Below are 10,217 nucleotides of genomic sequence, written 5' to 3' on the forward strand. Positions count from 1 at the left end.
AAGGATACACCTGTTCCCATGCCGAACACAGTAGTTAAGCTTCAGCACGCCAAGAGTAGTTGGGGGATCGCCCCCTGCGAGGGTAGGACGTTGCCACGCGATATATCCGGCAAACTTTGTTGTTGGGATAACTCTTGAGTTATAAGTTTGTCCTCGGTGAGTTTGTCGGGGGAATAATTTGGAGAGTTGTCCGAGTTGGCCGAAGGAGCACCACTGGAAATGGTGTAAACGAGTAAAAGCTTGTTTCGAGGGTTCGAATCCCTCACTCTCCGTTCAACAACTTTTTGTATGACCCGTTGGTCAAGTGGTTAAGACACCGCCCTTTCACGGCAGTAACATGGGTTCGAATCCCGTACGGGTCATTAATCAAACCATTGATTATCAGAAATAAATAGGAATACCGTTTTTGGAGGATTAGCTCAGTTGGGAGAGCGTCTGCCTTACAAGCAGAGGGTCACAGGTTCGAGCCCTGTATCCTCCATAAAAGATGGTTCGTTGGTCTAGCTGGTTAGGACGCCTGCCTGTCACGCAGGAGATCACGAGTTCGAGTCTCGTACGAACCGTTGTTAATATTAAAATATTGATTAACAAATATAGATAGTTGTACATGGCTCGGTAGCTCAGTTGGTAGAGCAACGGATTGAAGCTCCGTGTGTCGGCGGTTCGATTCCGTCCCGCGCCATATACGGATGGGTAGCGAAGTCTGGCTAAACGCGGCGGACTGTAAATCCGCTCCTTCGGGTTCGGTGGTTCGAATCCACTCCCATCCACCATAGGGATATCGTATAACGGTAGTACATCGGTCTCCAAAACCGCTAGTGCGGGTTCGATTCCTGCTATCCCTGTTTTGGTATAATGGCGGTATTGGTGAAGTTTGGTTAACACACCGGATTGTGGTTCCGGCATGCGTGGGTTCGAGTCCCACATACCGCCCTTGATGATTGGGTTATAGCCAAGTGGTAAGGCAACGGACTTTGACTTCGTCATGCGCTGGTTCGAATCCAGCTAACCCAGTTTGGGGAGCCCATTGATCATGATTATGGCGGTATAGCCAAGTGGTAAGGCAAAGGTCTGCAAAACCTCTATCGTCGGTTCGAATCCGATTACCGCCTTTCCCGATTCAATGGGATTGGCTATTTAACTTTAACATCAGTATGAATATGCCGGAGTGGCGGAACTGGCAGACGCGCTGGACTCAAAATCCAGTGTCCGTTGAGGACGTGTGGGTTCGAACCCCACCTCCGGTATCATTTAAGAACCGAGCAATTATTGCTTGGTTCTTTTTTTAGCACGTTTTAATTGTCTATACCAATATATCATGGTATACTTTGCGTGCAATCAAATTGCGACTTCAAAAAGTGAGATTAGACCTGATAGACACCATTAGGAGGTAACCACCATGCTCTTCGGTGAAATAACGCTGAAAGAACTGATTAGCTCGTATCTGAATCTATTGCATAATAGCCGGCAATTCTTGAAGGAGAATTGTCAGATTGAAATCATCTTGCATTTGAAAGATGAGGCTCATGATCGGGAAATTAATGTTCGCAATGAACAGCTCAGACAGGCTGAAGAACTGCGGATACGTAAAGGCAGAGCTGCCATAGAGGTTTTATATCGGGGAACCCAGCTAAAGGCGTATCAAGCTTTCGTGATTTCGAATCAGCGCTATAAGCCTAAATACTTTGTTGGCTGGATGGGCAATCGGAAGGTCGATAAGGACTATTTTATTAGTCACATTGAACCAGAATTGAAACAAATTGCTAAACCATATATCAACGGTGTTATTTTCCCCGGATTATTCGTTTAAATATATTAAAAAGGTTAGGTCAAAACATATCTTGACCTAACCTTTTATGATTGCTGCAGATTTAAATCGACCCTTAGCCACTCTAAAATTGATGGATAGCTATTACTGGGATCGCCATGTAATAGATCCTGATGCTTAATCGGCAAATAGTTAACCGATTGTAAGTCGTTTTGGGGAAATGCATCTGCAATATTGGCATCAATTAAGAAGAGCGTGTCGTCATTCTCAATTTTAGATAACGAGAATTCACGTTCCACCTTAACCGATAGATTAATATTTTGCTGTGAAAGAAAGGCAGTTAACTTCATGCAAAATTGTGTCAGCAGGGCAGTATCTACAATTCGGTTACCCGTCAGTGCGGGCTGATATTTGCCGGTCCAAATATCGCCTACGATTTTAATTTGAGTCAATCAAAAGCCTCCAAGCATAATGATAATTTCACTACAACTCATAATATGACAAATTGCAGATAATCATAAAGATTAATTGGAAGCTTTAGAAAGTTTTAATTAACGCATGCAGATAAAAATTAGTGCTTGTAAAATGGCTGCAACGAGTAAGCCACGAGATGGCGATGGTCGTCTAACAGTTTGAATGAAGAACCAAACGATCTGTATGAAAAGCGAGAAGAGAATAACAATCAGGCTTTGGTGCAAGAAGAATAACCAAACCAGAGTTAAAAACATTAGACCAATGGGCCAGAGGATAACTGCAAACGTTTTTTGCGGCAGGAAAAAATAGTTAAACAGCAATAATGGTAAGATCATCGTTGTCAGGTAGCTAGTTGATAGATAATCATGGGTCAGTAAAAAATTACCGGCTGCTAAACTGGCTAATATGAGTGCTAAAAGTGCCATTCCGAGTTCATTTTCAAACCATTTTGGCAAATAGCGGATCAATAGTAAAACGATGATTGATAGGCCATTAATAACGTTCACTAAAACGGGTAGTTTAGAGGCACTAAAAACGATGAAGGCAATCGTTAGCAGTAAGCTAATGGGAGCAGTTCTACTCTGCATTGATGTCGTTCTAATGACGTATAGGCACGTGAAGATTAAGACGGTTGTCAGTGCTAATAATGATAAGGGGAGCTGCTGCGGTTTGGTATACGATTCAAATGAATTGGCATTTGCGTAAAGTAGTAAACCGCTCATCTCAACGACACCGAAAAATAAGCCTTGGAGTAATCGGCGATGATGAACGATGAATGCTTCAATATTTTCTAACATATTCAGTAATTCCTTTTAAGTGATATAGAATAGCTTACCATTTTCAAGCCTAGGGTCAACTCTCAAAAGTTTTCAAGCGGTTACAGCGTCCCTTTCTAAGCTGAAAAAAATATGTTAAACTAGTAGAGTTATGAGTCTTCATTCCCGATAGGATTCACTAGCTTGACTTAGTGAAGATGCCTTGTAACCGAAAAAAGATATTGGGGGAATTTTTACAATGCAAGAAAGACATTTATTTACATCAGAATCTGTTTCTGAAGGCCATCCAGACAAGATTGCGGACCAAATTAGTGACGCTATTTTGGATGCGATGCTGGCACAAGATCCAGATGCTCACGTGGCTTGTGAAACGTCAGTCACAACTGGATTAGTTTTAGTATTTGGTGAAGTTTCGACCAGTGCTTACGTTGATATTCAGCACATTGTGCGTGAAACTATCAAGGAAATCGGTTATACCGGTGGTAAGTACGGTTTTGATGGCGACAACTGTGCGGTTCTGGTTGCTATTGATGAACAATCACCAGATATTGCGCAAGGTGTTAATGACGCGTTGGAAAAGCGTGATGGTGAAACTGATCCACTCGATCAGATTGGTGCTGGTGATCAGGGGTTAATGTTTGGCTATGCCATTGACGAAACACCTGAACTAATGCCCTTAGCTATTTCACTTGCTCACCATCTGATGCAGCGAATCGCTAAAGTCCGAAAAGAAAAGATCTTGGATTACCTAGGGCCAGATGCCAAGTCTGAAGTGACCGTTGAGTATGATGATAACGGTAAGCCTTTCCGGGTTGATACGGTTGTTTTGAGTACGCAGCACGCTGCTTCGGCTTCACTGGATCAGATTCGTCATGACGTCATCGAAAAAGTCATCAAACCAGTTATTCCAGCTGAATTACTCGATGATAAGACCCGTTATCTGATCAACCCAACCGGTCGTTTCGTGATTGGTGGGCCTCAAGGGGATGCCGGGTTAACCGGACGTAAAGTGATCGTGGATACCTATGGCGGTTACGCTCACCATGGTGGCGGTGCCTTTTCTGGCAAAGACGCGACTAAGGTTGATCGTTCTGCTAGTTATGCAGCGCGATACATTGCCAAAAACATTGTGGCAGCCGGCCTAGCCCATCAGGTGGAAGTTCAATTAGCCTACGCAATTGGTGTGGCCCATCCGGTTTCAGTTTCCGTTAACACTTTTGGTAGTGATAAGGTTTCTGAAATTGATTTGACCAAGGCCATTCGTCAGATCTTTGACTTACGGCCAGCTGGGATCATTAAGATGCTTGATTTAAAGCGGCCTATCTATAAGCAGACAGCTGCTTATGGCCACTTCGGTCGGACTGATATTGATTTACCTTGGGAACATACTGATAAGGTCGATGAACTGAAAACAGTGCTTAAAAAGATTGAATCAGCAAACAAATAAATTCAGTTGAATTTGTTGAATTAATGGATAACGACTAACTTTCGGGCTGGTCGTTATTTTTGTGGCGGGAGTAGCTGACTCTCAAACTGCGTTGGGGGTGCGGGCCAACGCGAAGCGAGGAAAAATGATGAGTTCAAGAAAAACCAATGTCCCGTTAGTGACGGGCGCCATCTTTATTGCAACGTTTATGAGTGCGATTGAGGGGACGATTGTCTCCACCGCTATGCCAACCATCGTTGGTGATCTTAGCGGAGTCGCGCTGATGAACTGGGTCTTCTCCATCTTCTTACTGACTAATGCCATGGCAACACCAATGTATGGCAAACTATCAGATATGTTTGGTCGCAAGCGATTATTTCTGTTTGGCCTGGGAACCTTTATTATTGGCTCGACCTTGTCTGGCATGTCCAACAGCATGACGGAATTGATCATCTGGCGAGCTGTTCAGGGAATCGGTGCCGGTTCGATCATGCCAATTTCATTTACGATCATTGCCGATATCTATCCGTTTGAAAAACGGGCCAAGGTAATGGGCTTTAACGGTTCTGCTTGGGGGATCGCGTCGATTGTGGCACCACTTCTAGGTGGTTTTATTGTCGATCAGATGTCGTGGCACTGGATCTTTTTTATTAACATTCCGGTGGGCTTATTAGCCATGGCTGGTATTTGGATCTTTTTAAAGGAAACGCCGCGTAAGAGTACCCAGTCACTGGATGTTTTGGGCAGTGTTTGGCTGTCAGTAGCCCTGTTAGCGTTAATGTTTGGTTTTCAGGTCCTAGGTGACGCCCATATTAATTGGCTGAGTTTAATGATTAGTCTCGGCATTTCAGGTTTGAGTTTTGGGGTATTTATCCGCCAAGAAGGCCGGGTAGCTAACCCGATTATTCCACTAAAGCTATTTAAAATTCGGACGTTTGTGACCCAAAATTTAGTGGCGGCTTTAATTAGTGGGTTTCTGATGGGCTTTGAAGTTTATCTGCCGACCTGGACGCAGGGGCTGTTGGGTCTACCAGCGTCACTGGCAGGATTTGCCATCACGCCCAGTTCGTTGATGTGGATCGTGGGTTCCTTTATAGCTGGAAAATTATTATTAAATCGGTCCCCAAAGCAGATCATTAATTTCAGTCTGACCTTTATTTTAGTGGGCGGTATCGCCATGGCGCTGGCACCGCAAAGTACGCCATTTTGGGCATTCTTTGTGATTGCAGCCATCTGTGGGACTGGTTTTGGGATCACCATTACAACCACTACGGTAACGGTACAAAATCAGGTGCCTAAAGAAGACGTCGGGGTGGCAACTTCCCTGAATACATTGGCGCGAACGCTGGGTCAAACATTGATGATCTCAGTGTTTGGGATTATTTTAAACGTTCAAATGGCCCGCGGAGTTGCTAGCCATAAGGGGACTGACCTTTCGATGATGAACCGGCTGATCAACCCGCAAACGGCTAAGTCTTTAGGCAGATCGTTACTGAAACCGTTACGGCAGATTTTGTATGGCGGGTTACACTGGATCTTTATCGTGGCGCTGGGATTGATTATTTTAAGCTATCTCATTAACCAACTAGACCGTAATCAAAATCCTGAAACCTGATATTTTTAGCCAATTGAAGTATACTAAAGGTTAGATAATAACAGAAAGTGAGACGATATACGTGTTTGAAAATGATCGTCCGAGATACGCTAGTTATGGGATCGTGAATTCCTTACCTGGCGAAATTATTGATTAAATTTGGTACATTATTGATAATAATTTACAAGGCATGTTTCAATTGAATGAAATCATTAGTTTTAATCTAAAGAATCACAACAACCATCTAACCTTTGATTTTTTGCAGCAGGATCACGTTGTGGCGAGCTTTGACACACCGTTTCCGTATGCTGAAGACTTCCCTAAAACATTATGGGTCTACGATGATGGCAGCAGCCAAATCGTGCTGTTACCAAAAGAGCAAATGTAATCAAAAGCGCTCTGATTGGCTTCTCGATTAGTCGAGGAGTTCGATTAAAGCGTTTTTTGAGTTACCTTTTTTGAATGGCCAGTAGAAATGGTGGTTGGTGGATCTGATTGATAAAGCCATACTGCAAAACCGAATACTGCTGCTGATCAAGCTGTTTGACGGTTTGCAAAACGGTTTCTTTTTCCTGTTCACCACCAGGATGACCGTAGTAAACGACGAGCGCAACGATCCCACCGCGGCGTAAATGGGCTAAGCAGGTCTTTAGGGCACTAATGGTCGTTTCACCGTGAGTGATAATCTGTTTATTGCTGCCAGGCAAGTAACCTAAATTAAAAATGGCGGCTGTGATCTGTTGCTGTGGCTCTAAGTACTGGTCAAGATGTTCATGACCGTCATGGATCAGACGTACTTGGCGTGTCATACCGGTTAGGGTCAGCTGCGTGGCAGTTCGATCCAAAGCTGGTTGCTGAACGTCAAAGCCCAGGACGTGGCCGGTCGCACCAACGCGACTTGCTAGAAAAAGGGTATCGTTGCCGTTACCGACTGTCGCATCCACCACGGTGTCACCCTGAGCAATAATGGGGCTTAGCAGGGTGTGGCTGTATTTAACGGCTGGTTCAAGGTTCATTTTAGAGGATCCTTTCAAAATCAGGTTACTTATAGTATACCCTTAAGTTTGAGTGGTCATTGATTAATGGTGGCAAAGTCAGTGTTCTTGGCGAATGCCCTTGCTTCTCCATCTTAAATTTGGTACTATAAAACCACTGAACAAAAATTAAAGACTGATGAGGATTATTAGGTGTGCAACGCCGTTCAGAAAGCGGATGGTCATTGTGAATTCGTCGGCTGTGCACTGAACTCGCCTCTGAGTTTTTCAACTGAACTGAAGTAAGTTGAGACGTGATTTTCGCGTTACGAAATAATGAGTGCCCGCGTATACGGGAATGTTAGGTGGTACCGCGGAAATTCCGTCCTACAAGAAAGGTTATTTTCTTGTAGGCTTTTTTATTTTCAGCCGTTACATATGAGAAAGGGAGCGTGTTTGTTTGGCTTACAATCACAGTATTATTGAACGAAAATGGCAGCATTATTGGAAAGAACATAAAACTTTTAAAACTTATGATGATGAATCTAAGCCGAAGTTCTATGCGCTAGATATGTTTCCATATCCATCAGGTCAGGGGCTTCATGTAGGGCATCCGGAAGGCTACACGGCAACTGATATTATTGCCCGGATGAAGCGGATGCAAGGGTTCAACGTTTTGCACCCAATGGGCTTTGATGCCTTTGGTCTACCAGCAGAGCAGTATGCGCTAAAGACTGGTCACAACCCAAAGGACTTCACCGCACAAAATATCAAGGTCTTTAGACGCCAAATTAAATCTTTAGGGTTTTCATATGACTGGGACCGTGAAGTGAATACCACTGATCCGGCCTACTACAAATGGACCCAATGGATCTTCGAACAACTGTACAAAAAGGGCCTCGCTTATGAAGATAAGATCGAAGTCAACTGGGCACCTGATTTCATGGGTGGTACTGTGGTCGCTAACGAAGAAGTTGTTGACGGCAAGACTGAACGTGGCGGTTATCCCGTTTATCGGGTACCAATGACGCAATGGGTTTTGCGGATCACGAAGTATGCTGATCGTTTGCTGAAGGATCTGGATGACCTGGACTGGCCTGAAAGTATCAAGGAACAGCAACGTAACTGGATCGGTCGTTCTGAAGGTGCCAGTGTTTACTTTAAGATTGCTGGTGATGAAGACAAGCAGGTTGAAGTTTACACCACGCGTCCGGATACGTTATTTGGTGCGTCATACATGGTCTTAGCACCAGAGCATGACCTGGTTGACCAAATCACGACCCCAGAACAAGCCGAAGCAGTTGCTGCTTATAAGAAAGAAATTGAATCTCGTTCTGATTTGGAACGGACTGACTTAAACAAGAATAAGACCGGTGTCTTCACCGGTGCATACGGCATCAACCCGATCAACGGCGAAAAACTACCGATCTGGATCGGTGACTATGTTTTGGCTTCATACGGGACTGGTGCCATTATGGCCGTGCCTGCACATGATGACCGGGACTACGAATTTGCTCACAAATTTAACTTGCCGATCAAGCCTGTTATCGAAGGTGGTAACGTTGATGAAGCTGCTTATACTGGTGATGGTCAGCATATCAATTCTGGCTTCTTAAACGGCATGGATAAGAAAGCCGCTATTAAAGCGGCCATTGACTGGCTGGAAGAACACAAAGCCGGTAAGAAGAAAGTCAACTATCGGCTGCGTGACTGGATCTTCTCGCGTCAACGCTACTGGGGCGAACCAATTCCCGTTATTCACTGGGAAGATGGCGAAACGACTTTAGTTCCCGAAGATGAATTACCATTGCGCCTGCCAGCAACTAAGCAATTGGAACCTTCAGGGACTGGTGAAAGTCCACTGGCTAACGTTGACGATTGGGTCAACGTGGTGGATAAGAATGGCCGCAAGGGGAAACGTGAAACCAACACCATGCCGCAATGGGCTGGGAGTTCATGGTATTTCTTGCGTTACATCGATCCGCATAATGATAAGATGATCGCTGATCCCGAAAAGCTGAAGTACTGGTTACCAGTTGACCTGTATATCGGTGGGGCGGAACATGCCGTTTTGCATTTGCTGTACGCCCGGTTCTGGCACAAGTTCCTGTACGATATCGGGGTTGTGCCAACCAAGGAACCCTTCCAGAAGCTGGTTAACCAAGGCATGATCCTTGGGACTAACCACGAAAAGATGTCTAAGTCAAAGGGGAACGTGATTAACCCTGATAAGATCGTGGAGAAGTACGGTGCTGATACGTTGCGGGTCTACGAAATGTTCATGGGTCCTTTGGAAGGCTCCAAGCCTTGGAGTTCTGAAGGAATTGGCGGTGCCTATCGTTGGCTTGACCGGGTATGGCGGTTGATTATTGATGACAATAACCATCTGCGTGATCGCGTTACTACGATCAACGACGGTACGCTGGACTTGATCTATAACCAAACGGTCAAGACGGTGACTGAAGATATGACAGAACTGCGGTTCAACGTGGCCATTTCACAAATGATGGTCTTCGTTAACGAAGCCTTCAAAGCTGACAGTCTACCACTAGTTTACATGGAAGGCTTAGTTAAGATGCTGGCACCGATTGCCCCTCATATTACAGAGGAACTGTGGTCAATTATGGGTCATGACAAGTCAATTGCTTACGCCCAATGGCCAACTTATGATGAAACCAAGCTGATCGTTGACCAAATCGAATTAGCAGTTCAAGTTAACGGCAAGGTTCGTGGCCACATTACCGTTGCTACGGATGCAGACAATGATACGGTTCAGACAGCCGCTTTAGCTGACGATTCCGTTAAATCATTTACGGATGGCCACGACATCAAGAAAGTCATCGTGGTACCAAAGAAGATCGTAAACATCGTTGTTGCTAAATAACGGATTAAAAATAGTTTAATCAGAATCACCGAGGGAACCTCATGATCAAGTTATTGCGGCACTTCGTCAAGTAGAGTTGATTTAGATTTATAGGGTCTTTGTCAAACGGTGTTGATTAACGACTTGATTATATTTAGAGCTTTCTCTTCGGAGGAAGCTCTTTGTTGCTTACGGGATTTGAGTGGTCGAGATCGGAAATATCGGGACTTTGTACCCTTTAAATGGATTTTGGGTACACTAAATAACCCTTTGTTCTAGGGGCATTCGCAATAGGGACTAAGCAGCGATTTGGAAGATTCGGATAAACATGTTTTCTTGGTT

Annotated in this window: 7 protein-coding genes, 11 tRNA genes, 1 rRNA gene, 1 pseudogene, 1 riboswitch and 1 other annotated feature; of the genes and pseudogenes, 17 read left to right on the top strand and 3 right to left on the bottom strand. The window is 44.5% G+C overall.

Features of this window, described 5'->3' with window-relative positions; all coding sequences use genetic code 11:
* From rrf to FFM73_RS11340, 13 genes are all read left to right on the top strand, one after another.
* Window positions 1-99: ribosomal RNA gene (rrf, locus tag FFM73_RS11280) — 5S ribosomal RNA — on the top strand; the annotation flags it as partial.
* Window positions 100-180: 81 nt separating this feature from the next.
* Window positions 181-272 (top strand) — tRNA-Ser (locus FFM73_RS11285).
* A gap of 18 nt (window positions 273-290) precedes the next feature.
* Window positions 291-362 (top strand) — tRNA-Glu (locus FFM73_RS11290).
* Between the two features lie 46 nt (window positions 363-408).
* Window positions 409-481 (top strand) — tRNA-Val (locus tag FFM73_RS11295).
* A gap of 8 nt (window positions 482-489) precedes the next feature.
* A tRNA-Asp gene (locus FFM73_RS11300) sits at window positions 490-563 on the top strand.
* A 46-nt stretch (window positions 564-609) separates the two neighbouring features.
* Window positions 610-682, top strand: a tRNA-Phe gene (locus FFM73_RS11305).
* Between the two features lie 5 nt (window positions 683-687).
* Window positions 688-773, top strand: a tRNA-Tyr gene (locus FFM73_RS11310).
* A 1-nt stretch (window position 774) separates the two neighbouring features.
* Window positions 775-845, top strand: a tRNA-Trp gene (locus tag FFM73_RS11315).
* 13 nt (window positions 846-858) lie between these two features.
* Window positions 859-933, top strand: a tRNA-His gene (locus FFM73_RS11320).
* Window positions 934-942: 9 nt separating this feature from the next.
* Window positions 943-1,014 (top strand) — tRNA-Gln (locus FFM73_RS11325).
* A 27-nt stretch (window positions 1,015-1,041) separates the two neighbouring features.
* Window positions 1,042-1,112, top strand: a tRNA-Cys gene (locus FFM73_RS11330).
* Between the two features lie 50 nt (window positions 1,113-1,162).
* Window positions 1,163-1,247: transfer RNA gene (locus FFM73_RS11335), tRNA-Leu, on the top strand.
* Window positions 1,248-1,399: 152 nt separating this feature from the next.
* Window positions 1,400-1,810, top strand: coding sequence for a hypothetical protein (locus FFM73_RS11340; protein WP_137631805.1), 411 nt, complete (start codon window positions 1,400-1,402; stop codon window positions 1,808-1,810).
* A 44-nt stretch (window positions 1,811-1,854) separates the two neighbouring features.
* On the opposite strand, the gene FFM73_RS11345 is transcribed toward FFM73_RS11340, so the two are convergent.
* Entirely contained in the window at window positions 1,855-2,220 is a 366-nt protein-coding gene (locus tag FFM73_RS11345; RefSeq protein ID WP_137631806.1) for a hypothetical protein, read from the bottom strand.
* A gap of 99 nt (window positions 2,221-2,319) precedes the next feature.
* Entirely contained in the window at window positions 2,320-3,039 is a 720-nt protein-coding gene (locus tag FFM73_RS11350) for a hypothetical protein (RefSeq protein ID WP_137631807.1), read from the bottom strand.
* Between the two features lie 123 nt (window positions 3,040-3,162).
* A riboswitch (SMK box riboswitch) is annotated at window positions 3,163-3,259 on the top strand.
* Here FFM73_RS11350 and metK point away from each other — a divergent pair.
* From metK to FFM73_RS11365, 3 genes and pseudogenes are all read left to right on the top strand, one after another.
* A complete protein-coding gene (gene metK, locus FFM73_RS11355) occupies window positions 3,257-4,465 on the top strand; it encodes a methionine adenosyltransferase (protein ID WP_137631808.1) in 1,209 nt (402 codons plus the stop codon). It overlaps the preceding riboswitch by 3 nt.
* Window positions 4,466-4,592: 127 nt before the next feature.
* Window positions 4,593-6,059: an MDR family MFS transporter gene (locus FFM73_RS11360; protein ID WP_137631809.1), complete on the top strand. Its 1,467-nt coding sequence runs from the start codon at window positions 4,593-4,595 to the stop codon at window positions 6,057-6,059.
* Between the two features lie 61 nt (window positions 6,060-6,120).
* Window positions 6,121-6,426, top strand: a pseudogene (locus FFM73_RS11365) (DUF960 family protein).
* 61 nt (window positions 6,427-6,487) lie between these two features.
* Here the strand turns inward: FFM73_RS11365 and mnmM are convergent.
* A complete protein-coding gene (mnmM, locus tag FFM73_RS11370; protein WP_137631810.1) occupies window positions 6,488-7,054 on the bottom strand; it encodes a tRNA 5-(aminomethyl)-2-thiouridylate-methyltransferase MnmM in 567 nt (188 codons plus the stop codon).
* Window positions 7,055-7,201: 147 nt separating this feature from the next.
* Window positions 7,202-7,405: a binding site (T-box leader), on the top strand.
* Window positions 7,406-7,472: 67 nt separating this feature from the next.
* Between mnmM and leuS the strand changes: the two genes are divergently transcribed.
* Window positions 7,473-9,896 carry a leucine--tRNA ligase gene (gene leuS, locus FFM73_RS11375; RefSeq protein WP_137631811.1) on the top strand — a complete coding sequence of 808 codons (2,424 nt, stop codon included), beginning with the start codon at window positions 7,473-7,475 and terminating at the stop codon, window positions 9,894-9,896.
* Window positions 9,897-10,217: the final 321 nt, after the last annotated feature.

The sequence above is a fragment of the Secundilactobacillus hailunensis genome (genome assembly GCF_005405185.1).
Taxonomy (GTDB): domain Bacteria; phylum Bacillota; class Bacilli; order Lactobacillales; family Lactobacillaceae; genus Secundilactobacillus; species Secundilactobacillus hailunensis.

What these genes read in the sequence shown, in the direction of transcription:
- FFM73_RS11340 (WP_137631805.1), top strand. Translation starts at nt 1,400, where the DNA reads ATGCTCTTCGGTGAAATAACGCTGAAAGAACTGATTAGCTCGTATCTG.
- FFM73_RS11350 (WP_137631807.1), bottom strand. Translation starts at nt 3,039, where the DNA reads ATGTTAGAAAATATTGAAGCATTCATCGTTCATCATCGCCGATTACTC.
- metK (WP_137631808.1), top strand. Translation starts at nt 3,257, where the DNA reads ATGCAAGAAAGACATTTATTTACATCAGAATCTGTTTCTGAAGGCCAT.
- FFM73_RS11360 (WP_137631809.1), top strand. Translation starts at nt 4,593, where the DNA reads ATGAGTTCAAGAAAAACCAATGTCCCGTTAGTGACGGGCGCCATCTTT.
- mnmM (WP_137631810.1), bottom strand. Translation starts at nt 7,054, where the DNA reads ATGAACCTTGAACCAGCCGTTAAATACAGCCACACCCTGCTAAGCCCC.